Annotated in this window: 26 protein-coding genes, 1 tRNA gene and 1 pseudogene; 17 read left to right on the top strand and 11 right to left on the bottom strand. The window is 66.5% G+C overall.

Features of this window, described 5'->3' with window-relative positions; genetic code table 11:
* Positions 1–234: 234 nt before the first annotated feature.
* From ACT53N_RS08315 to msrQ, 6 genes are all read left to right on the top strand, one after another.
* Positions 235–642, top strand: a complete 408-nt coding sequence (locus tag ACT53N_RS08315) for an EF-hand domain-containing protein (protein ID WP_476063465.1) — start codon at positions 235–237, stop codon at positions 640–642.
* A gap of 26 nt (positions 643–668) precedes the next feature.
* Positions 669–1,232 (top strand): RNA polymerase sigma factor, encoded by a 564-nt coding sequence (locus ACT53N_RS08310; protein WP_476063464.1) that lies wholly within the window; start codon positions 669–671, stop codon positions 1,230–1,232.
* Positions 1,233–1,257: 25 nt separating this feature from the next.
* A complete protein-coding gene (locus ACT53N_RS08305) occupies positions 1,258–1,695 on the top strand; it encodes a hypothetical protein (RefSeq protein WP_476063463.1) in 438 nt (145 codons plus the stop codon).
* Entirely contained in the window at positions 1,692–2,411 is a 720-nt protein-coding gene (locus tag ACT53N_RS08300; protein ID WP_476063462.1) for a periplasmic heavy metal sensor, read from the top strand. The genes ACT53N_RS08305 and ACT53N_RS08300 overlap by 4 nt, the downstream gene beginning before the upstream one ends.
* Before the next feature lie 69 nt (positions 2,412–2,480).
* Complete coding sequence (gene msrP / locus ACT53N_RS08295) at positions 2,481–3,401, top strand: protein-methionine-sulfoxide reductase catalytic subunit MsrP (protein ID WP_476063461.1); 921 nt, start codon at positions 2,481–2,483, stop codon at positions 3,399–3,401.
* Between the two features lie 112 nt (positions 3,402–3,513).
* Complete coding sequence (msrQ, locus tag ACT53N_RS08290; RefSeq protein ID WP_476063460.1) at positions 3,514–4,140, top strand: protein-methionine-sulfoxide reductase heme-binding subunit MsrQ; 627 nt, start codon at positions 3,514–3,516, stop codon at positions 4,138–4,140.
* 108 nt (positions 4,141–4,248) lie between these two features.
* On the opposite strand, the gene ACT53N_RS08285 is transcribed toward msrQ, so the two are convergent.
* The 8 genes from ACT53N_RS08285 to sfsA form a co-directional block, all read right to left on the bottom strand.
* Positions 4,249–5,433: a dipeptidase gene (locus ACT53N_RS08285; RefSeq protein ID WP_476063867.1), complete on the bottom strand. Its 1,185-nt coding sequence runs from the start codon at positions 5,431–5,433 to the stop codon at positions 4,249–4,251.
* Between the two features lie 148 nt (positions 5,434–5,581).
* Complete coding sequence (gene radC, locus ACT53N_RS08280; RefSeq protein ID WP_476063459.1) at positions 5,582–6,355, bottom strand: RadC family protein; 774 nt, start codon at positions 6,353–6,355, stop codon at positions 5,582–5,584.
* Positions 6,356–6,554: 199 nt separating this feature from the next.
* Positions 6,555–6,761 (bottom strand): hypothetical protein, encoded by a 207-nt coding sequence (locus tag ACT53N_RS08275; protein WP_476063458.1) that lies wholly within the window; start codon positions 6,759–6,761, stop codon positions 6,555–6,557.
* A gap of 28 nt (positions 6,762–6,789) precedes the next feature.
* Positions 6,790–7,032 carry a hypothetical protein gene (locus ACT53N_RS08270; RefSeq protein ID WP_476063457.1) on the bottom strand — a complete coding sequence of 81 codons (243 nt, stop codon included), beginning with the start codon at positions 7,030–7,032 and terminating at the stop codon, positions 6,790–6,792.
* Positions 7,032–7,298 carry a hypothetical protein gene (locus tag ACT53N_RS08265; RefSeq protein ID WP_476063456.1) on the bottom strand — a complete coding sequence of 89 codons (267 nt, stop codon included), beginning with the start codon at positions 7,296–7,298 and terminating at the stop codon, positions 7,032–7,034. Before ACT53N_RS08265 ends, ACT53N_RS08270 begins: the two co-directional genes overlap by 1 nt.
* Before the next feature lie 60 nt (positions 7,299–7,358).
* Entirely contained in the window at positions 7,359–8,189 is an 831-nt protein-coding gene (map, locus tag ACT53N_RS08260; protein WP_476063455.1) for a type I methionyl aminopeptidase, read from the bottom strand.
* 125 nt (positions 8,190–8,314) lie between these two features.
* Positions 8,315–8,707 (bottom strand): hypothetical protein, encoded by a 393-nt coding sequence (locus ACT53N_RS08255; protein ID WP_476063454.1) that lies wholly within the window; start codon positions 8,705–8,707, stop codon positions 8,315–8,317.
* Between the two features lie 553 nt (positions 8,708–9,260).
* A complete protein-coding gene (gene sfsA / locus ACT53N_RS08250; protein ID WP_476063453.1) occupies positions 9,261–9,962 on the bottom strand; it encodes a DNA/RNA nuclease SfsA in 702 nt (233 codons plus the stop codon).
* Positions 9,963–10,116: 154 nt separating this feature from the next.
* Here sfsA and ACT53N_RS08245 point away from each other — a divergent pair, with 154 nt between their 5' ends.
* Positions 10,117–10,878: a competence/damage-inducible protein A gene (locus tag ACT53N_RS08245; protein ID WP_476063452.1), complete on the top strand. Its 762-nt coding sequence runs from the start codon at positions 10,117–10,119 to the stop codon at positions 10,876–10,878.
* A 16-nt stretch (positions 10,879–10,894) separates the two neighbouring features.
* On the opposite strand, the gene ACT53N_RS08240 is transcribed toward ACT53N_RS08245, so the two are convergent.
* A complete protein-coding gene (locus ACT53N_RS08240) occupies positions 10,895–11,293 on the bottom strand; it encodes a helix-turn-helix domain-containing protein (RefSeq protein WP_476063451.1) in 399 nt (132 codons plus the stop codon).
* Positions 11,294–11,462: 169 nt separating this feature from the next.
* Positions 11,463–11,546 (bottom strand) — tRNA-Leu (locus tag ACT53N_RS08235).
* A 300-nt stretch (positions 11,547–11,846) separates the two neighbouring features.
* On the opposite strand from ACT53N_RS08235, the gene ACT53N_RS08230 reads away from it, so the two are divergent.
* The 3 genes from ACT53N_RS08230 (at position 11,847) to ACT53N_RS08220 (ending at position 15,513) form a co-directional block, all read left to right on the top strand.
* Complete coding sequence (locus tag ACT53N_RS08230; RefSeq protein WP_476063450.1) at positions 11,847–13,154, top strand: UDP-glucose dehydrogenase family protein; 1,308 nt, start codon at positions 11,847–11,849, stop codon at positions 13,152–13,154.
* Between the two features lies 1 nt (position 13,155).
* A complete protein-coding gene (locus ACT53N_RS08225) occupies positions 13,156–14,136 on the top strand; it encodes an NAD-dependent epimerase/dehydratase family protein (RefSeq protein ID WP_476063449.1) in 981 nt (326 codons plus the stop codon).
* Positions 14,137–14,229: 93 nt separating this feature from the next.
* Complete coding sequence (locus ACT53N_RS08220) at positions 14,230–15,513, top strand: Xaa-Pro dipeptidase (protein WP_476063448.1); 1,284 nt, start codon at positions 14,230–14,232, stop codon at positions 15,511–15,513.
* 47 nt (positions 15,514–15,560) lie between these two features.
* On the opposite strand, the pseudogene ACT53N_RS08215 reads toward ACT53N_RS08220, so the two are convergent.
* Positions 15,561–15,671, bottom strand: a pseudogene (locus ACT53N_RS08215) (hypothetical protein); the annotation flags it as partial.
* A gap of 223 nt (positions 15,672–15,894) precedes the next feature.
* On the opposite strand from ACT53N_RS08215, the gene ACT53N_RS08210 reads away from it, so the two are divergent.
* From ACT53N_RS08210 to ACT53N_RS08180, 7 genes are all read left to right on the top strand, one after another.
* Positions 15,895–18,354, top strand: coding sequence for a S9 family peptidase (locus tag ACT53N_RS08210; RefSeq protein ID WP_476063447.1), 2,460 nt, complete (start codon positions 15,895–15,897; stop codon positions 18,352–18,354).
* Between the two features lie 142 nt (positions 18,355–18,496).
* A complete protein-coding gene (locus ACT53N_RS08205; protein ID WP_476063446.1) occupies positions 18,497–20,569 on the top strand; it encodes a hybrid sensor histidine kinase/response regulator in 2,073 nt (690 codons plus the stop codon).
* Positions 20,570–20,663: 94 nt separating this feature from the next.
* Positions 20,664–21,662, top strand: coding sequence for a methionine ABC transporter ATP-binding protein (locus tag ACT53N_RS08200; RefSeq protein ID WP_476063445.1), 999 nt, complete (start codon positions 20,664–20,666; stop codon positions 21,660–21,662).
* Positions 21,659–22,318, top strand: coding sequence for a methionine ABC transporter permease (locus ACT53N_RS08195; RefSeq protein WP_476063444.1), 660 nt, complete (start codon positions 21,659–21,661; stop codon positions 22,316–22,318). The genes ACT53N_RS08200 and ACT53N_RS08195 overlap by 4 nt, the downstream gene beginning before the upstream one ends.
* Positions 22,319–22,370: 52 nt before the next feature.
* A complete protein-coding gene (locus ACT53N_RS08190) occupies positions 22,371–22,718 on the top strand; it encodes a hypothetical protein (protein ID WP_476063443.1) in 348 nt (115 codons plus the stop codon).
* Between the two features lie 95 nt (positions 22,719–22,813).
* Positions 22,814–23,626 carry a MetQ/NlpA family ABC transporter substrate-binding protein gene (locus ACT53N_RS08185; RefSeq protein ID WP_476063866.1) on the top strand — a complete coding sequence of 271 codons (813 nt, stop codon included), beginning with the start codon at positions 22,814–22,816 and terminating at the stop codon, positions 23,624–23,626.
* Positions 23,627–23,729: 103 nt separating this feature from the next.
* Positions 23,730–24,446: a GntR family transcriptional regulator gene (locus tag ACT53N_RS08180; RefSeq protein WP_476063442.1), complete on the top strand. Its 717-nt coding sequence runs from the start codon at positions 23,730–23,732 to the stop codon at positions 24,444–24,446.
* The last annotated feature ends 32 nt before the right edge of the window (positions 24,447–24,478 follow it).

Genomic DNA, 24,478 nt, shown 5'->3' with positions numbered 1-24,478 from the left:
TCGAGCGCCCCCTCCGTCACGCGGCTGCGCCGCGCGCCACCTCCCCCGCAAGCGGGGCAGGAGGATGGCGGCTTCCTCCTCACCCGTGAAACGGGGGAGGTGGCGCGGCGCCGATAGGCGACGTGACGGAGGGGGCGCTCTGAATTTCTCATCCACCCCCGCGACGGAATCCCAAACGCCCTGCGTTTCAGCTCCATGGGACGGGCTGTCCAGACGATGGAGACTTTGAGCCTGATGATGAAACGCACCCTGATTGCGACCGCCGCTGTGCTGGCCCTGGCCGCGCCGGCGCTGGCGCAGACCGCCGCGCCGACCGGCATGACGCTCGAGCAGTTCCAGGCCAAGAACGGCGACAAGATGTTTGCGCGCTTGGACACCAACAAGGACGGCAAGATCTCGCCCGACGAGTTCGCCGCCATGCGTCGCCAGAACGCCGAGGTCGACGCCAAGGCGGACAAGGCGGGCAAGCGCGGCCAGCGGATGTTCGCGCGCTTCGACAAGGACAAGGACGGCGCGCTGTCGCGGACCGAGGCCAACACCGTGATGGCCATGCGCTTCAAGCGGATGGACGCCAATAATGACGGCGTTCTGACGCTTGAGGAGTTGAGCGCCAAGGGCGGCGGGCCCAAGGTCGGGATCTGATGACGACGTGCGCAGCGAGCTGAGGTTTGGTCTCCGACGGGAACGATCCCGACGAAGCCTTGCTGGCGGGGGTGGGACGGGGCGACCCGTCCGCCGTACGAACCCTGCTGGACCGGCGTCTGCCGCGCATTCTCGCCTTGGCGCGCCGGATGCTCAACGACTCCGGCGAGGCCGAGGATGTGGCCCAGGAGACCTTCCTGCGCGCCTGGAAACAGGCGCGGGCCTGGAAGCCCGGCGGTGCCCGTTTCGACACCTGGCTGCACCGGGTGGCGCTGAACCTTTGCTACGACCGTCTGCGTCGGCGGCGCGAGGTGGTCACCGACAGTCCGCCCGAGCAGGTAGACACCGGGCCGGCCCCGGATGCGGGCCTGATGCACGCGGATCTCTCGCGCCGGGTCGAGGCGGCCTTGGCGGCCTTGCCCGAGCGCCAGCGCGAGGCGATCGTGCTTTGTCACCACCAGGGGCTTGGCAATATCGAGGCGGCGGGGTTGATGGAGATCAGCGTCGAGGCGCTGGAAAGCCTGCTCTCGCGCGGCCGGCGGGCGCTGAAGGCGTCGCTGGCCGATCTGGCCCGGGACGACGGGCGATGAAGGAGGCCGGGTAATGGAGACGGCGATGTCCGTCGCGCGCTTTGAGGCGCTGGCGCAGGCCTATGGCGGCGAGATCGCGCGCTGGCCCGAAGCCGAGCGTGAGACCGCGCGCGCCTTGCTGGCGTCCGATCCGACTCTCCTGGCGAGCGTTCTGGCCGAGGCGTCGCAGGTCGACCGTCTGCTGGACCTAGCCCCGGCGCAAGCGGTTGATGCAGCGTTGCTCGGCCGTCTGATCACCGCCGCGCCCCAGGCCCCGAACACCGCGCGCCGTTGGGCTGCAGGTCTGTCGGCGGCGCTGGGCCTGTCGGCGGCCGCCTTCGCCGGCGTGTTGGCGGGTGTGGCGCTGGGCGGACACGTTCACGCTCCGGCCTTGCCCGCAAAAGCGCCGCAAAACGAGGTGGTCACCGCTGCCGAGGTCTATCAGGACCTGCAGGACGCCCTTCAGGAGCCATCCGAGTTATGAGTGTCTCGCGCCCGCTGTTGATCGGCCTGATCGCATCGGCGGCCCTCAATGTGTTCCTGATCGGCGGGATCGCCGGCGTGGCCTACGTGCGGCTGACGGCTCCAAAGGCTGCGTCCGCATCGGACGCCGCGGAGCGCGCCGGGGCGACGGGGCCTGCGCCCGCCGCCGGGCCGCCGGTGATCGCCCCGCTCTCGCCGCCGGCAGCCACGGATCAGGGTTCACAAGCCTCGCCAAGTCGAGCGCCCGCGCCCGAGCGGCCGAGCGATAAACCGGCGAAAACAGCGACGGGCAAGCCCGCAGCGACGCCCGCGCCGACGGCCTCTCAACCGGGCCCGCGTCCGGCGCGCGCGCCTATCTGGACGGCGGGTGAGCAGCTTTCGCCGGAAAACCGCGTCGCCCTGCGCCAGACCCTCAGGGCGGTGAATCAGAAAAATCAGCCCATCACCCGCCAGGCCCGCCTCGAGCGGCGGTCGGCCCTGGAAGCGCTGTCGACCCCAGGCGCCGACCCGGCCGAGGTGGCGCGCCGTCTGGCCAACGCTCGCGCGCTGGAGCAAGAGGCCCGCACCAATGTCGAAGCGGCCTTGGCTGCGTTCGCCGCGACCTTGCCGCCCGCCGAGCGCGCGGCCCTGGCCGAGGGTTTGCGGCAGATCTACGCGGCCCAGGGGCGCGAGCAGGGGGCGCGCGAGCCGGGGGGCGCCCGGCCCGGGCGACAATAATCGCGTGGCCACGTAACCAAACCGCGCGCCGCTGCGTATCATGGTCGCAAGCCTCGCCGGAGTGTTCCCATGCTGATCCGCCACGCCGCCGACCTGACCGATAACGACGTCACCGACCACGGCCTCTATCTGAAGCGCCGGACCTTGATGGCTGGCTTGGCGGGCCTTGGGGTGGCGGGCGCGGCGGCGGGCGAGGCGAAGGCTGACCTGACCTACAGCCGGGGCTTTTCGACCACCGAAAAGCCGACCTCGAAAGAGGACATCACCACCTACAACAACTTCTATGAGTTCGGCGTCGACAAGAGCGATCCGGCCGAGAACTCGGGGAAGTTCAAGCCGCGTCCCTGGACGGTGCGTGTCGACGGCGCCTGCGAGGCGCCGCGCACGGTCGGCATCGAGGACCTGATCGGCAAGAACAAGCTGGAGGAGCGCATCTATCGGATGCGCTGCGTCGAGGGCTGGTCGATGGTCATTCCGTGGGTGGGCTTCCCGCTGAAGGACCTTCTGGCCACCGTCAAGCCGACCTCGAAGGCTAAGTTCGTGGCGTTCGAAACGGTCATGCGCCCCTCGGAAATGCCCGGCCAGGCTTGGAACACCTTGGACTGGCCGTATCGCGAGGGCCTGCGGATCGACGAAGCCATGCACCCGCTGACCCTGATGGCCGTGGGTCTCTATGGCGACGTGCTGCCCAACCAGAACGGCGCGCCGCTGCGTCTGGTCGTGCCGTGGAAATATGGCTTCAAGGGCATCAAGTCGATTGTCCGGATCACGCTGACCGAGAAGCAGCCGACAACGTCCTGGAACGTCCTGGCCCCGCGCGAGTACGGCTTCTACTCCAACGTCAATCCGGCCGTGGATCACCCCCGCTGGTCCCAGGCCACCGAACGCCGCATCGGCGAGTTCCGCCGCCGTGAGACCTTGCCGTTCAACGGCTACGGCGAGTGGGTGGCGGATCTGTACCGGGGCATGGACCTGAAGCGGTTTTATTGATGGTGGTGATCTTGCCTGTCATCCCGGCCGCAGCGCGAAGCGCGAAGAGCCGGGACCTCCGCATGCGCAACAGCTTCCGGAGATCCCGGATCGCCCCTACAGGGCGTCCGGGATGATAATGAGAAAGAAACGCGCCTCCAAGCTCCAGGACAACCTCGTCTACGGCCTCGTCTGGCTGGCCTGCTTTGCGCCGCTGGGCTGGTTGGCCTGGCGCGGCTATGCGGGCGAACTAGGCGCCAATCCCATCGAAAAGTTGATCCGCGAGCTAGGCGTCTGGGGGCTGCGGCTGCTGCTGGTGGGCCTGGCGATCACCCCGGTGGCGCGGATCCTGAAGATGCCGAGGTTGGTGCGTTTCCGGCGCACCGTTGGCCTGTTCGCCTTCGCCTATGTGCTGCTGCATCTGCTCAGCTACATCGGCGTCGATCTCTATTTCGACTGGAACCAGCTGTGGAAGGACATCCTCAAGCGGCCCTTCATCACCCTGGGCATGCTGGGCTTTGTGCTGCTGATCCCGCTGGCGATCACCTCGACCAATGGCTGGGTTATCCGCATGGGCCGGGCGGCTTGGAGCCGGCTGCACAGGCTGGTCTATCTGATCGTGCCGCTGGGCGTCGCCCACTACTACCTGCTGGTGAAGGCTGACCATCGCCCACCGATCATCTACGGCGCGATCTTCGCGGCGTTGATGCTGTGGCGGGTTTGGGAGGGACGGCGAGCGGCCTCCAAATCCTCCCCCTAGCGGGGGAGGTGTCGGCTCGAAGAGGCGACGGAGGGGGAAGGGGGAAGCTCAGCTGAACTTCCCCCTCCGGCCTTCGGCCACCTCCCCCGTTAGGGGGAGGATTGATCCTTACTTCGCCACCGTCTTCGCATAGGCCTGCGCCGCGTCGACGATGCGCAGCACATTGCCGCTCCAGATCGCCTCGATGTCCGCGTCGGAATAGCCTTCGGCCTTCAGACGGGCGGTGATCTTGGGCAGGTCGGTGATGTCCTCGAAGCCGTCCATGCCGCCGCCGCCGTCCCAGTCGGCGCCGACGCAGACGCCCTTGGGCCCGGCCACCTTCAAGACGTGCAGCATGCTCTTCATGTAGAGGTCGAAGTCGCCGCGCGGGACCGGATGGGCCTTGTCGATCGCGGCCCGCTTTTCGGCATAGGCCTTCACCGCTTCAGGCGTGGCGGTCTTCATGTCCGGCGCGCGGCCCAGGGCTTCCAGCGCCGCCTTGCGCTCGGGGCTGGGCGTGGTGTCGGTCAGGTAGATCGAGTTGATGCAGATCGCCCCGCCGGCGTCGGCGATCTTCTTGATGCGCGCGTCGTCGAGATTGCGCGGGTGATTGTAGACCGCCTTCGGGCCCGAGTGCGAGGCGATGATCGGAACCTTGGACAGGGCCACCGACTGGTCGACGACGTCGTCGCTGGCGTGGCTGACGTCGATGACGATGCCCAAACGATTGGCCTCGGCCAGCCAGCGCAGGCCCAGCGGCGAATAGCCGTTCCAGATCTTGCCCTTGGGGTCGGTCGAGCTGTCGGCCAGCTGGTTGTTGCGGAAGTGAACGGGCCCCGCCATCCGCAGGCCTTCGCGGTGGAAGGTGGTCAGCAGGGTCAGGTCTTCGCCCAGCGGCCAGCTGTTTTCCATGCTGACGAAGGCGAACTTCTTGCCAGCCTTGTCGATGCGTCGGGCGTCGTCCGAGGTCAGGGCCAGCTCGAAGCCGGTCTTGGTGCCGGCCAGCATTTCACGGATCTCGATGGCGCGGCGCAGGGCGTAGTTGCGGGCGTACTCATAGCCGGCGGCGGTCAGGTCGCCCTGGCCGGTGTAGATCACGAAAAAGCCGCCATCCAGGCCCCCTTCGTTCATGCGCGGCAGGTCCACCTGGCTGAAGTCGTGCTCGACCTCGTGGCGGTCGGTGATGTTCCAGCCGGGGCGCGCGAAGTGGGTCGGGGTGTCGAGGTGGGTGTCCAGGGTCAGGAACTTGTCGTGCAGCGCCTTGTCCGCCTTGGACACCGCCGGCGGGGCCGAGGGCGTCTTGGCCTTGGTCATGGTCTGGGCTTGGGCCTCGGCGACCCCGCCCAGTAGGGCGGTCGAGGCGAGCAGGGCGGTAAGCAGACGACGCATGAGCGGACTCCGGAGCAATTTCGCGTTGGGAGGCTCACGGCTGCGCTTGCGGTCGTCAACCCATCTTCCGCCCTCACATCAACCCCAACGCCTTGAAGCTGGCCACCCCGTCGCGACCGACCACCAAATGATCATGAACGGCGATCTTCAGGGCTTTTCCGGCCTCGACGATCTGCTTGGTCATGTCGATGTCGGGCCGCGAGGGCGTAGGATCGCCGGACGGGTGGTTGTGCAGGATGATGATGTTGCTGGAGGAGAGCTCCAGCGCCCGGCGCATCACCTCGCGCGGATAGACGGGCGCGTGGTCGACGGTGCCCCGGTTCAGCACCTCGTCGGCGATCAGCTGGTTCTTCTTGTCGAGGAACAGCACCCGGAACTGCTCGCGCGACTCGTTGGCCAGGGCCACGCGGACATACCCGAGCAAGGCGCTCCACGACGAGATGACCGGGCGCTTGACGATCTTGTCGCGACCGGCGCGCAGGGCGACCTCGTGCAGCAGCTTCAGGTCCATGGCCGCCGCCTCGCCGACGCCGGGCACGGTGCGCAGCTCCTCGACGGTTGCGCCCAGCACCCCGTCCAACGAGCCGAACCGGGTCAGCAGCGCCTTGGCCAGCGGCTTGACGTCGCCGCGCGGGAAGGTGCGGAACAGGAAAAGCTCGATCAGCTCATAGTCGGGCAGGGCGACGAACCCGCCCTTGGCCGCCCGCTCGCGCAGGCGTTCGCGGTGCCCCAGGTGATGGGCGTGGGCGGACTTGCGGGCGGGCTTGGGCGGTAGGGGAGCGGGCGTAGGTGCAGACGGCTCATCAGGCGCGCCGTCGGAGATCGCCAGGGAAGAAACACTGACCATGCCGCCCTCGACTCTACGGGAAGAGTAGGCGGTTTATCGTCGAGGTTGTCTAGTGAAAATCCTCCCTCAATGGGGGAAGTGTCGACTCGAAGAGGCGACGGAGGGGGCAAGCTCAGCAAGACTTCCCCCTCCGTCCGCTGCGCGGACACCTCCCCCGCTGGGGGGAGGATTTAGTGCGTAGTCTCTCAGTATGTCCGGCCTAGCTCTGCACTCGACGCCGGTGGATCGCCAGCAGGATGAAGACCCCCGCGATAGTCATGGCTGCGTGGAGGAGCGCCACGAAGATCCGAAACTGGAAGGATCCGGAAATAAGCGCGTCCGGCGCGCGATGAACCCAGGCTTGCGCGGCCCCTCCGATGTTCAGCGCTGCGGGGACGATCAGGCAGGCCAGTTGCGCCCCGAGCAATTAAGGCGAGTTTCGCAAGGCCTTCATCCTAGCCGCCAAGATTTAGGGGAGGATGTTGTGGCGGCGCCTCGGCCCGGTGCGCGAGCGCTACCCTTACCAGTCTGACTGCAGGCGCAAAAAGCGACAGGATCCCGACAATGATGACGGTGGTCAGCAGCTTTTCGTCGGACGCGTCCCCGCCACGCCATTCCAAGAACGTCCAGGCGACGATCGCCAACCAAAGGCACGGAATGATCACCCAAGCGGCCAGCGCGTAGACACGCTTTTGCATCACGCGCTGAGGCTCAGCGGTGGTCGGCGCGTCTTGCGCCGTTCCTCGGTGAGACGGCGGAGACGGCGACCTTCCGCCCAAGGGATGAGGGCGCCCGCAACGATCACGAGGGCGAAGAGGGAGGCTCGCCAAAGAAACTCGGCCTCGGTGATCTCGCCGTCGCGCAGTCTCAACGCGCTAAGGGCGAGCCACAGGCTCACCCCAATCGGGAGGTAGAACCATCCGAAGAAGCGTTGAAATCGCTTGCGCTTTTCAGCCTCGGTCATGGCCGGAGGATCACCGACAATAGCCCGATTGTCTAGCGCAGAAATACGCGTTTTACGCGATCAGCCGCCCAGGATCGCCGGTTGGAACAGCCCGGCGGGCGAGGCGGTGAAGACCTCGTAGCCGTCTTCCGTCACGCCGATCGAGTGCTCGCACTGGGCCGACAGCGACTTGTCGCGGGTGACGGCGGTCCAGCCGTCGTTCAGCACCTTCACGGCGGGCTTGCCCAGGTTCACCATCGGCTCGACGGTGAAGAACATGCCGGGTTTGAGCACCGCGCCCTGGCCGGGGCGGCCAAAGTGCAGGATGTTCGGGGCGTCGTGGAACACCCGGCCCAGGCCGTGCCCGCAGAAATCGCGCACCACGCTGCAGCGCTGGGCCTCGACATAGGACTGGATGGCGTGGCCGATGTCGCCCAGCGTGGCGCCCGGCTTCACGGCCTCAAGGCCGCGCCGCATGCCCTCATAGGTGATCTCGACCAAGCGACGGGCGCGCGGACCCACTTCGCCGACGCCGTACATGCGCGAGGTGTCGCCGTGCCAGCCGTCGACGATGGCGGTCACGTCGATATTGACGATGTCGCCTTCCTTCAGGGCCCAGTCGCCGGGAATGCCGTGGCAGACCACGTGGTTGCGCGAGATGCAGACCGTCTTGGGATAGCCGCGATAGTAGAGGCAGGCGGGCAGGCCGCCGTTATCGAGGATGAACTCGCGGGCCAGCCGGTCCAGCTCGTCGGACGAGACGCCCGGCTGGACGTGCGGGGTCAGCATGTCCAGGCATTCGGCGGCCAGCTTGCCGGCCTTGCGCATGCCCTCGAAGTCCTCGGCCTTGTGCAGCTTGATCTGACCCGTGCGGGTCTCGGCTTCGATCTCGAGGGCGTTATCCAGGGTCATGCTCTACTCGGGGGCTCGCCGCCGCGAGGGGCGGCGAAGCGGTCTGATGTCAGGGTTATGTCGCGAGCATAGCACGAAAGTTCAATAGCCGTCGCCTCTTGGCCGCGACCTTTCGGCGTAGCGCCTCAGTTCGGCCGAACCCGCCGCACCGTCTCGGCGACGCCCGCCTTCACCTCCTTGACGAACTGGGCGTCCAAGGTCGTGGGCTGGTCGCGACGCACGCGGCACACGCCCTTGTAGCGCGTCACCCGCCCGCTTTCTTTCTCGGTGACGTCGGCGGTGAACCTGACGTCCCATTCGCCCGGACGGCCGGTGGGCTGGGGGTCCATGTCGTTGGAGGTGACGCCGGCGATCTCCTTCAGACCGAACCGCTCTTCGAGCTTGCTGGTGCAGGTCTTGAACGCAAACACCGCCCGCAGGCCGATGATGAAGCCGCCCTCGGGCTTGCCGGGATCGGACGGGCCGCACGACGCCAGGGCCAGCCCCGCGACAGCGAGCGCCAGAACGGTCTTCCTCATGCGATCCCCATTTCGCGAGCCTCCAGAAGGGGTAGCTCAGCGGGCGCGAAATGCAGCTTAAATCGCTGTTAGGTGGGGGCGTTCCTAGGTTGGATGCTCACCAACTGAAAAGGGCGCCCCCTTTCGGGGACGCCCTCTCGTTCAGAACAGCCGCAGGATCAAGCTGCTCCACGAAGCCAAGGCGGGGAAGTCCCACGCAAGGCCTAGGCGGAACACTGTTCCATCTGGCTGGCTGGCTTCGATAGCAAGTCGGAAGCTCATGGCCTCCTTCTCCTCTACCTCGCATCCCGACCCTTACTGTAGCCGGTGGGGGGATGCGTTAGGCCAGCGTGTTAGCTCTGGGGTTTGTTAGCCTGTAGTCCGGTCATGGTGATCCCCAAACACGCTCCGACTATATCGTTGGCGAGGCAGCCTCACCGTTAAACAGAGATGGGGCGGCTTCGTGCGGGTTCAAGAGCCAGTTTGCGGATTCAGGGAATGATTGGCGCGCCGCTGGCCACCCTCGTCTCGCCTGTGCAGAGAAGGGCGCTGTTAGGTTAGATTTCAACGCGGTTTAGCGATGCCACTCAAGCCGAAGGCGTAGTTTGATCGCCTCCGTTCCCATCGCACACGCATAGACCAGCACCTCCACCCCGGCCTGCGCCGCCGCGTCCAGCCCCGCCGCGAACTTCGGGTCGAGGTCGGCGCAGGCGCTGAAGGTGTCGCAGTCCTCTCGCTGGACGATGAACAACACCACGGCCCGGTGACCTTCGCGGACCTGGGCGGCCAAGTCCTCCAGGTGCCGGGTCGAGCGCTCCGCCTTGCAGTCGGGAAACTCCGCCAGGCCCGGGGTGCGCGAGAAGTGGCAGTTCTTCACCTCCAGCCAGCAGGGCGGGCGATCCGGGTGGGTCAGCAGGAAGTCGACACGACTGGCCTCGCGATACTTCACCTCGGGCTTGATGGTTGCATAGCCGGAGAGCTCAGGGATGGCGTCGGCCGCTAGGGCCTCGGCCACCAGCTTGTTGGGCAGCAGGGTGTTGATCCCGACCAGGGCATTGCCCTGCTCGACCAGTTGCAGCGTGTAGGCCAACTTGCGCTTGGGATCGTCCGACCATGACACCCAGGCGCCTTGCCCTGGATCCTTCACCCCCAGCATCGCCCCCGGATTGGGGCAGTGGGCGGTGATCTCCTGGCCATCGTCCAGTACGAGGTCGGCGAAGAACCGCTTGTAGCGGCTCACCAGACGACCATGGATCAGCGGTTGCGGCAGCAGCATGCGAGGCCTAAGTCGGGCTGAGAGAAGTCGCTAGGCTTTGCGGAAATCCTCGTCCTTCGACAAGCTCAGGATGAGGATTTCTGGTCGAACCGGCTGAAGTAGCCCTCACCCTGAGCCTGTCGAAGGGCGAGGGCGGTCCCTGGGAGAGAAAGACATGGTCGATCGTGTAACCGCCGCCGTGATGATCATCGGCGACGAGATCCTCTCGGGTCGCACCCAGGACACCAACCTTTCGGCCATCGCCAAATATCTGGCGACCTATGGCGTCGATCTTTGCGAAGCGCGGGTGGTGCCCGATGTCGAGCAGGAGATCATCGATGCGGTGAACGCCCTGCGCACCAAATACGACTACGTCATCACCACAGGCGGCATCGGCCCCACCCACGACGACATCACCGCCGACTCGATCGCCAAGGCGTTCGGCGTGACTGCGCCCGAGCATCCCGAGATCATCGCCATGCTGACGGCGCGCTGGGGCGACCAGCTGAACGCCGCCCGCCGCCGCATGGCGCACGTGCCGGAGGGCGGCAGCCTGGTGAAGAACCCCGTGCAGGGCCCGCCCGGCTTCCAGAAGGAGAATGTCTTCGTGCTGGCCGGGGTGCCGTCGATCATGCGCGGCATGCTCGAGGACGTCGGCCCGCGCCTGCGCACCGGCGCTGTGGTGCTGGCCAAGACGGTGCGGGTGACCGGCACGGGCGAGGGCGTCATCGCCGCGCCGCTGGAGGCCGTGGCCAAGGCCCATCCGGAGATGTCGCTGGGCAGCTACCCGTTCTTCTCGCCGCCGGACGTCTATGGCGCGAACCTCGTCCTGCGCGGCCGCGATGCGGCGGAGCTGGACGCGGCGGTGAGCGAACTGATCTCGGCCCTGGCCGAGGCCGGCGCCAAGAACGTCGAACTGCTTGCGGACCCGGTCTGAGACCGGGTTCGAACCTCTACTCCTGGCCGGCGATCGCGCGGGCCAGGTCCATCAGGTGCTTGCGCATGCCCGCCGACTCGATCGCCGCATAGGCGCGGGCCAGATCAGGGCCGCCCGGCAGCGACCAGAAGCTGGCCATCTCGTTGGCCAGGTCCGCCGCCGTGTTGTCGACACCTTCGGGATCTTCCAGACCCTCGAAAAAGAACGCCACGGGCGTCTTCAGGAACATGGCGGCCGCGTGCAACTTGCTGGCGCTGATCCGGTTCGAGCCGCCTTCGTACTTTTGCACCTGCTGGAAGGTCAGTCCCAGAGCGTCGGCCAGCGCCTGCTGGGAGTACCCCAGATCCTTGCGCCGCATGCGAAGGCGCCGACCAACATGGGTGTCGACGGGATCGGGAGACTTGTCTTCAGCCATTCTACGGAACTCGAAACGCTACGGAGGAGAGCGACTACCAGCGCCGCACCAGGATTCGACTGTCGCTTATCCTGACCGGAGTCGAGGTTGGCTGAAATGAATATTCTACCTTACGCTGCTCATTCCCCAAAGGCGCGAACTTGCTTTTGAGGCTCGTCCGAAGGTTGGTTGGTAGGGACGGTGGGACTCGAACCCACACGGATTGCTCCAACGGATTTTAAGTCCGGCGCGTCTACCATTCCGCCACGTCCCCATGGCGGTGGCGTAAGGGTTTTTCCTTTGAACCACAAGGGTTGCGGATCATTGCAAGGGGGGCAGGGTCGCACCCAAGAGGCAACCGAAGTCGCGGCTTACGGCAAGGCTTCAACGGCCGGATCAATCCCAGCGAGGCGTCTGATCGCGATTGCGCTATGACAACGGCGCAAACAGGCTTTGCGTCGCTGTCATTTGCATTAGGTAGTCACACTCCGGCCCGTACTGCGCTGTACGGGACTCGATACTCTTTCAACCTGTATGCCCTGCTTGCTTGGGCAGGGAACGCGGTAGGGAAAAGATGCGCGTAGCGATGATTGGAACGGGCTATGTGGGCCTGGTGTCGGGGGCGTGCTTCGCCGACTTCGGGCACGTGGTGACGTGCATCGACAAGGACCCGAGCAAGATCGAGCGCCTGGAGAAGGGCGAGATCCCGATCTTCGAGCCGGGCCTGGATGATCTGGTGGCGCGCAACGTGCGCGAAGGCCGCCTGTTCTTCACCCTGGACGGCGCCCAGACGATCAAGGACGCCGACGCGGTGTTCATCGCCGTCGGCACGCCGACCCGTCGCGGCGACGGCCACGCCGACCTCTCCTATGTCTACGCCGCCGCTGAAGAGATCGCCGGCCTGATCGACGGCTTTACGGTGGTGGTCACCAAGTCGACCGTGCCGGTGGGCACCGGCGACGAGGTCGAGGCGATCATCAAAAAGGTACGCCCCGACGCCCAGTTCGCCGTGGTCTCCAACCCTGAGTTCCTGCGCGAAGGCGCGGCGATTGAGGACTTCAAGCGTCCCGATCGCGTGGTGGTCGGCACTGACGATGAGCGCGCCCAGGCGGTGATGCGCGACCTCTACCGTCCGCTGAGTCTCAATGAGACGCCGATCGTCTTTACCGGCCGCCGCACCAGCGAGCTGATCAAGTATGCGGCGAACGCGTTCCTGGCGATGAAGATCACCTTCATCAACGAGATGGCCGACCTCTGCGAGAAAGTCGGCGCCGACGTGCAGTCGGTGGCCAAGGGCATTGGTCTGGACAAGCGGATCGGCTCCAAGTTCCTCAACGCCGGCCCCGGCTATGGCGGGAGCTGCTTTCCGAAGGACACCATCGCTCTGGTCAAGACCGCCCAGCAGTATGGGGCGCCGACCCGGCTGATCGAGACCACGGTCGAGGTCAACACCGCTCGCAAGAAGGCCATGGCCACGAAGGTCGCCGACGCCATCGGCTCGACGGACCTCAGCGGCAAGACGATCGGGGTGCTAGGCGTGACCTTCAAGCCCAACACCGACGACATGCGCGACGCGCCCAGCCTCGACATCCTGCCGGCCCTGCAGGCCATGGGCGCCAAGGTCCAGGCCTTCGATCCTGAAGGCGCCAAGGAAGCCGCCCACATGCTCGAGGGCGTGGACTTCAAGGCCGGGGCCTATGAGGCCGCTGAGGGCGCTGACGCCCTGGTGATCCTGACCGAGTGGGACCAGTTCCGGGCGCTGGATCTGGATCGACTGAAGCTGCTGATGCGGTCGCCGACGGTCGTTGATCTGCGCAACGTCTACAAGCCGGCCGAGATGGTCCGTCATGGCTTCACCTACGCGTCCATCGGACGCGGCTGATATGAGCAAGACGCCCATCATCGTCACGGGCGCAGCCGGTTTCGTGGGCTACCACGTGGCCGAGCGCCTGCTCGACCGCGGCGAGGCGGTGATCGGGGTCGATGTCTTCAACGCCTACTATGATCCGGCCCTGAAGGAGGCCCGAGCCCGTCGGCTTGACGCCCGGCAGGGCTTTACGATGCTCCGCATGGACATCGCCGACCACGACGCCTTCGCCACCCTGGTGAAGTCCTCCGGCGCCAAGCAGGTGATCCACCTCGCCGCCCAGGCCGGCGTTCGCTACTCGATCGAGAACCCCTTCGCCTACGAGCGCAGCAACCTCGCCGGCCACCTGTCGGTGCTGGAGGCCTGTCGCCACGCCGGCGTCGAGCACCTGGTCTATGCCAGCTCCTCCAGCGTCTACGGTGATCGCCCCCTGAACGGCGAGGGCTTCAGGGAGAGCGATCCGGCCGAGAGCCCGGTGTCCCTCTACGCCGCCACCAAGCGCTCGTGCGAGCTGCTGAGCCAAAGCTACGCCAAGCTCTATGGCTTCCCGCAGTCGGGCCTGCGGTTCTTCACGGTCTATGGCCCGTGGGGCCGCCCGGACATGGCCTATTTCAGCTTCACCGAGAAGATGCTGAAGGGCGAGACGATCGAGGTCTATGGCGAGGGCAAGATGGCCCGCGACTTCACCTATATCGACGACATCGTCGACGGGATCCTCGGCGTGCTCGACAACCCTCCGGCCCAAGGCGGGCACGAGGTCTACAACATCGGCGACAACGACCCCGTCGGCCTGATGGACATGATCACCACACTGGAAGCCGCGCTCGGGATCGAGGCCAACAAGGTCTTCCGCCCTATGCAGCCCGGCGACGTCACCGCCACCTACGCCAACATCGACAAGCTCCACGCCCTCTGCGGCTACAAGCCCAAGGTCAAGCTGGCCGAGGGGTTGGGGCGGTTTGTCGAATGGCGGCGCGCGTTCAGCTGGGCAGGCTGAAGATAGCGCTTTCAGACGGACCTCTCGCAGGGGGCTCGACGGAGCCGTTCGGCGTGCTAGCGTTCCCCGCTCAAGTTTGATGGGGATGGTTTCATGCGTAAGAGGATCAAGATCGCGGCGCTGACGGCGAGCGCGGCGGCGGCCTTGGCCGGCGCGGCGGGCGCGGCGGAGGTCAAGGCGGTCAGCGCGGCGCGTCTGCTCGACGTGGCCAGCGGCAAGTATGTCGACAATCCTCTGGTGATTGTGACCGACGGGCGCATCACCGCCGTCGGCAAGAAGGGCGATGCGGTTCCTGCGGGCGCTGTCGCCGTCGACCTGCCTGGCGCAACCCTGCTGCCGGGCCTCATCGACATGCACGTGCACCTCGACAGCCTCGCCGAGATCGGCGGCTACAACGGCCTTGAATACAGCGACCGCTTCTGGAGCGTGGTGCAGACCGCCAACGCCAGGAAGACGCTGGAGGCCGGCTTCACCACGGTGCGGAACGTCGGCGCCGCCGACTATGACGACGTGGGCCTGCGCGAGGCGATCGATGCGGGCTATGTGCCCGGTCCCCGGATCGTCACCGCCGCCATCTCGTTCGGCGCGACGGGCGGGCACTGCGACTCGACCTTCCTGCCGCCGTCGATGGACCAGAAGAACCCCTTCAACAGCGACAGCCCCGACGAGGCCCGCAAGGCCGTGCGTACGTTGAAGAAATACGGCGCTCAGGTGATCAAGATCTGCGCCACGGGCGGGGTGTTCTCGCGCGGCAACGAGCCGGGCCAGCAGCAACTCACCTACGAGGAGATGAAGGCCGTCGTCGACGAGGCGCACATGGCCGGCATCAAGGTCGCCGCCCACGCCCACGGCGCTTCGGGCATCCGCGAAGCGGTGCGGGCCGGGGTCGACACCATCGAGCACGCTAGCCTGGTCGACGACGAGGGCATCAAGCTGGCCGTCCAGAAGGGCGCCTACTTCTCGATGGACATCTACAACACCGACTACACCCAGGCCGAGGGCAAGAAGAACGGCGTGCTGGAAGACAACCTGCGCAAGGATCGCGACATCGGCGAGATTCAGCGCGAGAACTTCCGCAAGGCGCTGAAGGCGGGGGTGAAGATGGTCTACGGCACCGATGCAGGCATCTATCCGCACGGCGACAACGCCAAGCAGTTCGCCGTCATGGTGCGCTACGGCGCGACGCCGCTGCAGGCGATCCAGGCGGCGACGGTGACCGCCGCTGAGGCCCTGGGGCGTAGCAAGGATGTCGGTCAGGTGGCCGTCGGTCGCTATGGCGACATCATCGCGGTGGCCGGTGATCCGCTGGCCGACGTCACCACGTTGGAGAAGCCAGTCTTCGTGATGAAGGGCGGCGCGGTGGTGAAGGCGCCTTAGCCGACATTGGATGAGCTAGGTTTGCGTTGAGTGTGAGCCTCGTCCGGCTGGAAATCCTCGCCCTTCGGCAGGCTCAGGATAAGGATTTTGTACGAACCGAGGCTAACATTCGCCCTCACCCTGAGCCCGTCGAAGGGCGAGGGCGGCTTCCACGACGCCAGCAACACTCACGTTGAGACAGTCTTTAAATTTCCCCGTTGACACGATGTGGCGCCGGGGAAATCGAATGCTACGCGTCTCGGCAAAAAATGGTGTGCAGTTGGCGTGTTTGGCGTCGATTTGCGGACAAAATCGATTCCCTTTGGCCCTGCGCCTGCATAATCATGCCCCTCGATTGACGCGCCGGATCGACGGTGCGCGTTTCAGGTGAGGGGCCCTTTGATGTTCCAGACTTCCTTCCGCCGCCGCGCGCTGGCGCTGGCCGCATCGGTCGCCATTGCGGCGCTGTCCTCCGGCGCGGCGCTGGCCGCCGACGGCTATCAGGCGCCGCCTGCGCCGATCGCCCAGATCCTGGACGCCGCCCCGACCCCCAGCATCGCGGTCAGCCCTGATCGCAAGGTGCTCGCCCAACTGGGCCGCGAGAACCTGCCATCGATCGCCGCCGTGTCCGAGCCGATCCTGCGGCTGGGCGGCTATCGCATCAATCCGCGCAGCAACGGACCGATCGAGGCGCGTTCGGCCTGGATGAACGCCTTGTCGTTCCAGGACGTGGCGACCGGCAAGGTCCGTCCCGTGACGCTGCCGGCCGGAGCGCGCTTCCTGGCGCCCAGCTGGTCGCCGGACGGCGGCAAGATGGCTTTCGTCATGGACGCCAGGAGCGGTCTTGAGCTGTGGGTCGTGGACGTGAAAGCGGCCACCGCGCGCAAGGTCTCTGACGTGGCGGTCAACGGCGTGTTCGGCGCGGGCTATGAGTGGCTGCCGGACGGTTCGGGCTTCCTAGTGCAAGCCGTGGTGGCCGGCCGCGGCGCGCCGCCGGCCAAGGACCTGACGCCCACGGGGCCGACCATTCAGGAGTCCAAGGGCCGCACGGCCGCCATCCGCACCTATCAGGACCTGCTGACCAACGCCCATGACGAGGCGCTGTTCGACTACTACTTCACCTCGCAACTGACCCGCGTGAACCTGGCCGATGGCAAGGCGACGGCGGTCGGCAAGCCGGGCGTGATCTCCGGCTTTGGCGTTTCGCCGGACGGCCAGTATGTGCTGACCAACCGCCTGAAGCGTCCCTACAGCTACCTGGTCCCGGCCAGCCAGTTCCCGACCGAGATCGCGGTCTCGACCATCGAAGGCCAGCCGGTGAAGACCCTGGTCGACCGTCCGTTGGCCGACAACCTGCCCGCCGCCTTCGACGCCGTGCCGACCGGCGTGCGCTCGGTCTCGTGGCGCGCCGACGCCCCGGCCACGCTGGTCTGGGCCGAGGCCCAGGATGGCGGCGACCCGCGCAAGAAGGTGGCCATCCACGACAGCGTCTTTGTACAGGCCGCGCCGTTCGACGGTGCGCCGACCAAGCTGATCGATCTGGAGCAGCGCTATCGCGGCGTCGAATGGGGGCGCGGCGACGTTGCCTTGCTGACCAGCCGCTGGTGGCAGACCCGCAACCAGAAGCTCATCCTGATCGACCCGTCCAAGCCGGGAACCGGCCGTGTCATCGTCGATCGCAACTACCAGGATCGCTACAACGATCCGGGCCGCGTCTTGACCCGTCGCGACGCCAAGGGCGAGGACCTGCTGCACTTCACGCCAGACGGCAAGTCGGTGTTCGTGGTCGGCGATGGCGCCTCGGCCAAGGGCGAGTTCCCGTTCGTGGGCCGCATGTCGCTGGCCGACGGCAAGGTGACCAAGCTCTGGCAAGCCCAGGCGCCGTACTATCAGGTTCCGGTCGCCCTGGCCGACGACGCGGGCAAGACGGTGATCACCCGCCGCGAGAGCGCCAAGGAGCAGCCCAACTTCTACACCCACGCCGTTGCGCCGGGCGCCAAGGCCAAGGCCCTGACCAGCTTCCCGGACCGCGCGCCGCAGTTCGCCGGCGTCACCAAGCAGACGATCACCTACAAGCGCGCCGACGGCGTGACCCTGTCGGGCGTGCTCTATCTGCCCCCGGGCTATGACAAGGCCAAGGACGGCCCGCTGCCGCTCTTGATGTGGGCCTATCCGGCCGAGTTCACCGACGCGGCCGTGGCCAGCCAGACGGTGGACGAGGGCAATCGCTTCACCCGTCCGGGCGGCACCAGCCACCTGTTCCTGCTGACCCAGGGCTACGCCATCCTCGACAATCCGGCGTTCCCGATCATCGGCCAGAACGGGGCCGAGCCTAACGACACCTATATCGAGCAGCTGACCGCAGACGCCCAGGCCGCTGTGGACGCCGTGGTCGCCATGGGTGTCGCGGATCGGGATCGGATCGCCGTGGGCGGCCACAGCTATGGCGCGTTCATGACGGCGAATCTGCTGGCTCACACGCGCCTGTTCCGAGCCGGCATCGCCCGCTCGGGCGCCTATAACCGCACCCTGACGCCGTTCGGCTTCCAGGCCGAGCAGCGCACCTACTGGGAGGCGACCGACACCTATACGAAGATGAGCCCGTTCACCTACGCGCCGAACATCAAGGACCCGATCCTGCTGATCCACGGCGAGGCCGACGACAACTCGGGCACCTTCCCGGTGCAGAGCGAGCGCTTCTACGCAGCGCTGAAGGGGGCGGGCGCGACGGTGCGCTATGTCACCTTGCCCAACGAAGCGCACGGCTATCGCGCGCGGGAGTCCACGGGCCATACCTTGTGGGAAATGGCTCAGTGGATGGACAAGCACGTGAAGAACGCGCCCAAGCGCGAAGGCAAGTAAGCGAGGACGATGAAGGATGAAGGGGGCGGCCGCCGGGCCGCCTCCGCGCCATTGTGTCGCGCGTTTCCAGCGAGCGGAGCTGTCGGATCTGATCGCCTGATCTCTCTGCTCGTGGCAAGGTCGCTGTTCGGGAGACGCCACCATGAGTCGAACGACCGCCCACCGCGCCTTTCGGCGCACGATGAACCTCATCGCCGGCGGCAAGCCCTTGGCCTCAGCCCTCAAGGCCATTGTGCAAGCCGTCGAGGCCGAGGACCCCACGATCCTCTGCAGCATCCTGCTGCTCGACGCCGATCGGCGTCGGCTGCTCATGGGCGCCGCGCCCAGCCTGCCGAGCTTCTACAACGAGGCGATCGAGGGCGTTGAGATCGGCCCGTCGGTGGGCTCCTGCGGCACGGCGGCCTATCTTGGACGTCGGGTGACCGTTGACGACATCCAGTCCAGCCCCCTTTGGGACGGCTACAAGGCGCTTGCGACGGAGGCTGGCTTGGCGGCCTGCTGGTCTCAGCCAATCCGCTCGTCCGACGGGACGGTGGTGGGCACCTTCGCCATCTATCATCGCGAGGTCAGCACCCCGAATAGGGAGGACATCGCCTTCATCGAGGCCGCCGCGCAGCTGGCCGCGTTCGCGATCGATCGGCGGCGTGCGGAAGAGGAGCTGGCGGCCAGCGAGGCGCGCGCGCGACGGCTGGCCGAACAGGCGCTGGAGACGTCGCGAAACCTGGCCAACTTCTTCGACGTCTCGGCCGATCTCCTCTGTATCCGGGACCTCAAGGGGCGGTTCGTCCAGGTGAACCAGGCTTGGGAGACTGTGCTGGGTTATCCGGTCGCGACCCTGGTAGGCGAGGGTTTGCTGCCGCTTCTTCACCCTGACGACGTCGAGATCACGCGCGCCCATATGGCCAAGGCTGACCTTGATGGTGAGGTCAATGGCTTCGTCAATCGCTACCGGCGGGCCGATGGCTCCTATTGCCAGTTGGAGTGGCGGGCGCGTCGCTGTGGCGACCTGGTGTTTGGCGTGGCGCGCGATGTCACCGAGCGGCTGCGAATCGAGGCGGAGATGGCCGAAGCGCGCGACGCCGCCGAAGCGGCGAACAGGGCCAAGAACGACTTCCTGGCCAATATGAGCCACGAGATCCGCACGCCCCTCAACGGGGTTGTCGCTCTGGCTGCGGCGCTGGGTGAGACACCGCTCACCGCCAAGCAGGCTGAAATGGTCGCCATGATCGCGCGCTCTGGCGAGACCCTTGAGAGGCTGGTCTCGGATATTCTGGACGTCTCCAAGATCGAGGCCGGTCAGATGACCATCCAGCCGCAAGCCTTTGACCTGGGCGCGCTCTTGGACGGGCTCTTGGATGTCACGCGACTACGGGCCAAGGACAAAGGCGTGGCGGTTCGCCTTGAGCGCGGCCCGACCGCGATTGGCCGCTTCGTGGGTGACAGCGTGCGGATCAGCCAGGTGATCAGTAACCTGCTCTCCAACGCCGTGAAATTCACCGACCAGGGCGAGGTGATTGTTCGCGTCGCTGTAGAGGAGGCTGGTGAGGGCGAGACAGCGCGCCTTTGCGTCGAGGTCGAGGACACGGGCGTCGGCTTTGATGCTGAGAAGGCCGATCTGATCTTCCAGCGCTTCAGTCAGGCCGACAGCACGATCACGCGCCGGTTCGGCGGGTCGGGTCTGGGCCTGTCGATCAGCAAGACCCTGGTCGAGATGATGGGCGGCGAGATCGCGGCCCGCTCCAATCCTGGTGAGGGCAGCCTATTCCGGGTGGTGCTGCCGTTGAGCCGCACGCAGTTGGATCAGGGCGTCGATATCGAGGCGCCCCGATCTGCGGCGCCGAGCGAAGGGCTCAAGGTGCTTCTCGCCGAGGATCACCCGATCAACCAGCGTGTGGTCCAACTGATCCTCGAGCCGTGCGGCGCCGACGTGACCGTCGTGGAGAATGGCGCGCAGGCCGTTGAGGCCATGACGTCCGAAGTCTTCGACGTCGTGCTGATGGACATGCAGATGCCGGTGATGGACGGCTTGGCCGCGACGCGCGCGATCCGGGCGCGGGAAGGGGAGGGGCGGCGCACGCCGATTATCATGCTTAGCGCCAACGCCATGGCCAGTCATCGTCAGGATGCGCTGCAGGCCGGCGCTGACCTGCATGTGGCCAAGCCGGTGACGGTCGCGGCGCTTCTGGACGGCATCGGCCAGGTGATGGCGCACTGATCCGGCGGTTTCCCTTCACCTTTGCGCGGCGAACGCCTAAATCGGGCGGCTCGCGGCCCGGGGGCCGCCCGAAACCCTGCTTGGACTTGGCCGCGTGATCACCTTCCAGGACGTCTCTAAAACCTACGCCCAGGGCGCGCCGCCCGCGTTGCGCGGGGTCTCGCTGTCGGTGAACGCCGGCGAGGTGTTCGGCGTGATCGGCGCCTCGGGCGCGGGCAAGTCCACCTTAATCCGGCTGATCAACGGCCTGGAGACACCCAGCGCGGGCAAGATGATCGTCGACGGCGACGATGTGGCCGCCCTCGGCGTGGAGGGGCTGCGCGCCCTGCGCCGTCGGGTCGGTATGATCTTCCAGCATTTCAATCTCTTGTCGGGGAAGACGGTCGCCCAGAACGTCGCCTTTCCCCTGAAGCTTGCCGGTCGCCCCGCCGCCGAGGTCAAGGCGCGCACCGCCGAACTCCTCGAACGCGTCGGCCTGTCGGCCCACGCCGGCAAGTATCCGGCCCAGCTGTCGGGCGGTCAAAAGCAGCGTGTCGGCATCGCCCGCGCCCTGGCCACCAACCCCAAGGTCCTGCTGTGCGACGAGGCCACCAGCGCGCTGGATCCCGAGACGACCGAGCAGATCCTCGACTTGATCTCGGGCCTGAACCGCGAGTTGGGCCTCACCATCGTGCTGATCACCCACGAGATGGATGTGGTGCGCCGCGTCTGCGATCGCGTGGCCGTGCTGGACGCCGGCCGCGTGGTGGAGGAGGGCGCGGTCGAGGAGGTTTTCCTGCACCCGGTCAGCGACACCGCCCGTCGCTTCGTTCGCGAGGCCGAGGGCGATGTCTCCGCAGCGCCCGGCGTCGGCGGCCGCGTGGTGCGCCTGACCTTCAAGGGCGAGGCGACCTACAAGCCGGTGCTGGGCGAGGTGGCCCGGACCACCGGCGTTGACTATTCGATCCTGGGAGGCCGCATCCATCGCCTGCGCGATACGCCCTATGGCCAGCTGACCCTGGCCCTGACCGGCGGCGATGTCGCCGCCGCCATCGCCCAGTTCCAGGCCGCCGGCGTGCGCGTGGAGGAACTTTCCGGGGAGACCGCCCAATGAGCGTCTCGAACATTGACTGGAGCGAGATCGGCCAAGCCACGCTCGACACGCTGGCCATGCTGGGCGGTTCGATGGTGCTGACGGTGGCGGTGGGTCTGCCGCTGGGCGTGATCCTGTTCCTGACCGGCAAGGGCCAGATGCTGGAGAACCGCATGGCCAATGGCGCGCTGTCGCTGCTGGTCAACATCCTGCGCTCGGTGCCGTTCGTGATCCTGCTGATCGTGATGATCCCGCTGACCGTGGCGCTGGTCGGCACCTCGCTGGGCGTGGCCGGCGCGATCCCGCCGCTGGTGGCGGGCGCAGCGCCGTTCTTCGCGCGTTTGGTCGAGACCGCCCTGCGCGAGGTCGACAAGGGCGTCATCGAGGCCAGCTTCGCCATGGGCGCCAAGCGGCGTCAGGTGGTTCTGGGCGCGCTGTTGCCCGAGGCGCTGCCCGGCCTCGTCGCCGCCGCGACGGTGACGGCGGTGGCGCTGGTCTCCTACACCGCCATGGCCGGGGTGGTCGGCGCGGGCGGCCTGGGCGATCTCGCCATCCGCTTTGGCTATCAGCGCTTCCAGACCGACGTGATGGTCGTGACTGTCGTGCTGATGTTGGTGCTGGTGCAGGTGCTGCAGATGATCGGCGACGCGGTGGTGCGTCGCGTTTCGCATAAGTGACAACCTCCTCCCTCGCCTTGCGGGTGAGGAGGATTGCAGCCAAGAACGCGCCATGACCGACCCCATCGAACACGACCCCCACTGGGACGCCGCCTTCGCCGAGAGCCTGATCGGCAAGACGCTGCTGATGAACCTGACCTTCGTCGATGACGACGGCGAGGTTGAGGAGCGCCAGCAGTTCTTCGGCGTGGTCATCGACGCCACCGAACACGAGGGCATCGTGCTGGACCTGCTGGGCGAGCACGACGGCGACACCTACACCCTGCCGCCGCAGACCTCGGCGATCCAGAAGGCCGAGGCGGGGGTCACCAGCCTGGCCGGCGACAAGCCCGACTTTGTCGCCAGCTGGGTCATCCAGGGCGCGCCCGATGTCGCCAACGACCTGGACGAAGAGGTCTGAGGTTTCTCGTCCCCTTGAGGGCGCGTCAGGAAATCTGATTTCGTGCGTCCCGCGTATCAGGGCAAAAGCCTACCGCTAGGATCGCCTTTATGGAGCTGTTCATGGTCGCCCGCCGCGCTTTCGTCGCCCTCAGCCTCGCCGCTCTGGCGCTGACCGCCTGTGGCCCGAAGGCCCCCAAGGCCGCCGATCCCAACACCCTGACCGTGGCGGCCACCGCGGTGCCGCACGCCGAGGTGCTGGAGTTCATCAAGCCAAAGCTCGCCGAGCAGGGGCTGAACATCGACATCAAGGTGTTCAACGACTACGTCCAGCCCAACACCCAGGTCGCCGAAAAGCGCATCGACGTCAGCTACTTCCAGACCCTGCCGTATCTGGAGAGCTTCAATCGCGACAAGGGGACCAACCTGATCCCGCTACAGGGCGTCCATGTCGAGCCGATCGGGACCTATTCGGCCAAGTGGAAGTCGATCGCCGAGGTTCCGAACGGGGCCACCATCGCCATCCCCAATGACGCCTCGACCGAGGGGCGCGCCCTGATCCTGCTGGCCAAGAATGGCGTCATCGCCATCAAGGACCCCAAGAATCCTCTGACCAGCCTGCGCGACATCACCAGCAACCCGAAGAACCTGAAGTTCAAGGAGCTGGAAGCGCCGGCCCTGCCGCGGGTGCTGAACCAGGTCGACCTGGCGGTGATCAACACGAACTACGCCCTCGACGCCAAGCTGAACCCCAGCAAGGACGCCCTGATCATCGAGGACAAGACCAGCCCCTATGTGAACTACCTGGTCGGCCGTCCGGACAACAAGGAAGACCCCCGCGTCAAGAAGCTGGCCGCCGCCCTGACCTCGCCAGAGGTCAAGGCGTTCATCGAGCAGAAGTACGCCGGCGCGGTGGTGCCGGCGTTCTGAGGGACGCTGATGTGTTGCGCCCCCGCGATGTGGGGGGGGCTAGCGGCTGGCGCGCCCTGACATTTCACACTACCTATCAGCGCCCGCCGCTTACGGATCGCTCATGGCCCCGCCGTCGCTGATATCGCCTGCTGGACGCCGCCTTGTGCTGGACGTGGCCAACTCCTCGGGCCTCGAGGACTGGGCACCCGACCTTCAGAAGACCAAGGTCTATGAGCGGATTCTGCTGGACTTAATCCTGGGCGAACTGCCGGCGGGGGCCCGCCTGGACGAGCAGTCGCTGGCGGCGCACTACGACACCGGACTGGCGGGGATCCGTGACGCCCTTGGGCGGCTGGCCTTGGAAGGCTTGGTCATCCGTCGCGCCCGTTCAGGCACCACCGTCGCGCCGCTGGACCTGGTGGAGCTGCGCCAGGGCTATGAGGCGCGCGTGCTGATCGAGCCGCACTGCGCGCAACTGGCCGCCAAGAACGCCAGCAAGGCCGAAGCCCAAGCCATGTACGACGTCTTCGCCGACGGGGAGGAGGCCGCGCGGACCTGCGACCTGCCCGCCCTGGTGGCGATGGACCTACGGTTCCACGCCGCCGTCGCCCGCGCTTCCGGCAACCTCGCCCTGGCGCGCATCCTGATTCCGCTCCAGCACAAGGCCGCTCGCTTCTGGGTGTTCTCGTTCAATGGCGCGTCTGAACAGGAGCTGCTCGATGAGATCGAGGAGCATCGGCAGGTCGCGCGGGTCATCGCCAGCGGCGACGTCGAGGGCTCGCGGCGGGCGATGCTGCGGATTCTGGATGTCCAGCCCGAGGCCGGCGCTCGATCCTAGATCGCAAGCCTCCGCACCACGTCGCAAAGGTC

This window comes from Caulobacter sp. DMC95 (genome assembly GCF_056313785.1).
Note: the sequence above shows the minus strand (reverse complement) of the source record. Positions and strands in the feature narration are given on the sequence as shown.

Excerpts from the sequence above, each read along its gene's own strand:
- ACT53N_RS08315 (WP_476063465.1), top strand. The coding sequence starts at position 235 with ATGATGAAACGCACCCTGATTGCGACCGCCGCTGTGCTGGCCCTGGCC.
- ACT53N_RS08305 (WP_476063463.1), top strand. The coding sequence starts at position 1,258 with ATGTCCGTCGCGCGCTTTGAGGCGCTGGCGCAGGCCTATGGCGGCGAG.
- ACT53N_RS08300 (WP_476063462.1), top strand. The coding sequence starts at position 1,692 with ATGAGTGTCTCGCGCCCGCTGTTGATCGGCCTGATCGCATCGGCGGCC.
- msrP (WP_476063461.1), top strand. The coding sequence starts at position 2,481 with ATGCTGATCCGCCACGCCGCCGACCTGACCGATAACGACGTCACCGAC.
- msrQ (WP_476063460.1), top strand. The coding sequence starts at position 3,514 with ATGATAATGAGAAAGAAACGCGCCTCCAAGCTCCAGGACAACCTCGTC.
- ACT53N_RS08285 (WP_476063867.1), bottom strand. The coding sequence starts at position 5,433 with ATGACCAAGGCCAAGACGCCCTCGGCCCCGCCGGCGGTGTCCAAGGCG.
- radC (WP_476063459.1), bottom strand. The coding sequence starts at position 6,355 with ATGGTCAGTGTTTCTTCCCTGGCGATCTCCGACGGCGCGCCTGATGAG.
- ACT53N_RS08270 (WP_476063457.1), bottom strand. The coding sequence starts at position 7,032 with ATGCAAAAGCGTGTCTACGCGCTGGCCGCTTGGGTGATCATTCCGTGC.
- ACT53N_RS08265 (WP_476063456.1), bottom strand. The coding sequence starts at position 7,298 with ATGACCGAGGCTGAAAAGCGCAAGCGATTTCAACGCTTCTTCGGATGG.
- map (WP_476063455.1), bottom strand. The coding sequence starts at position 8,189 with ATGACCCTGGATAACGCCCTCGAGATCGAAGCCGAGACCCGCACGGGT.
- ACT53N_RS08255 (WP_476063454.1), bottom strand. The coding sequence starts at position 8,707 with ATGAGGAAGACCGTTCTGGCGCTCGCTGTCGCGGGGCTGGCCCTGGCG.
- sfsA (WP_476063453.1), bottom strand. The coding sequence starts at position 9,962 with ATGCTGCTGCCGCAACCGCTGATCCATGGTCGTCTGGTGAGCCGCTAC.
- ACT53N_RS08245 (WP_476063452.1), top strand. The coding sequence starts at position 10,117 with ATGGTCGATCGTGTAACCGCCGCCGTGATGATCATCGGCGACGAGATC.
- ACT53N_RS08240 (WP_476063451.1), bottom strand. The coding sequence starts at position 11,293 with ATGGCTGAAGACAAGTCTCCCGATCCCGTCGACACCCATGTTGGTCGG.
- ACT53N_RS08230 (WP_476063450.1), top strand. The coding sequence starts at position 11,847 with ATGCGCGTAGCGATGATTGGAACGGGCTATGTGGGCCTGGTGTCGGGG.
- ACT53N_RS08225 (WP_476063449.1), top strand. The coding sequence starts at position 13,156 with ATGAGCAAGACGCCCATCATCGTCACGGGCGCAGCCGGTTTCGTGGGC.
- ACT53N_RS08220 (WP_476063448.1), top strand. The coding sequence starts at position 14,230 with ATGCGTAAGAGGATCAAGATCGCGGCGCTGACGGCGAGCGCGGCGGCG.
- ACT53N_RS08210 (WP_476063447.1), top strand. The coding sequence starts at position 15,895 with ATGTTCCAGACTTCCTTCCGCCGCCGCGCGCTGGCGCTGGCCGCATCG.
- ACT53N_RS08205 (WP_476063446.1), top strand. The coding sequence starts at position 18,497 with ATGAGTCGAACGACCGCCCACCGCGCCTTTCGGCGCACGATGAACCTC.
- ACT53N_RS08195 (WP_476063444.1), top strand. The coding sequence starts at position 21,659 with ATGAGCGTCTCGAACATTGACTGGAGCGAGATCGGCCAAGCCACGCTC.
- ACT53N_RS08190 (WP_476063443.1), top strand. The coding sequence starts at position 22,371 with ATGACCGACCCCATCGAACACGACCCCCACTGGGACGCCGCCTTCGCC.
- ACT53N_RS08180 (WP_476063442.1), top strand. The coding sequence starts at position 23,730 with ATGGCCCCGCCGTCGCTGATATCGCCTGCTGGACGCCGCCTTGTGCTG.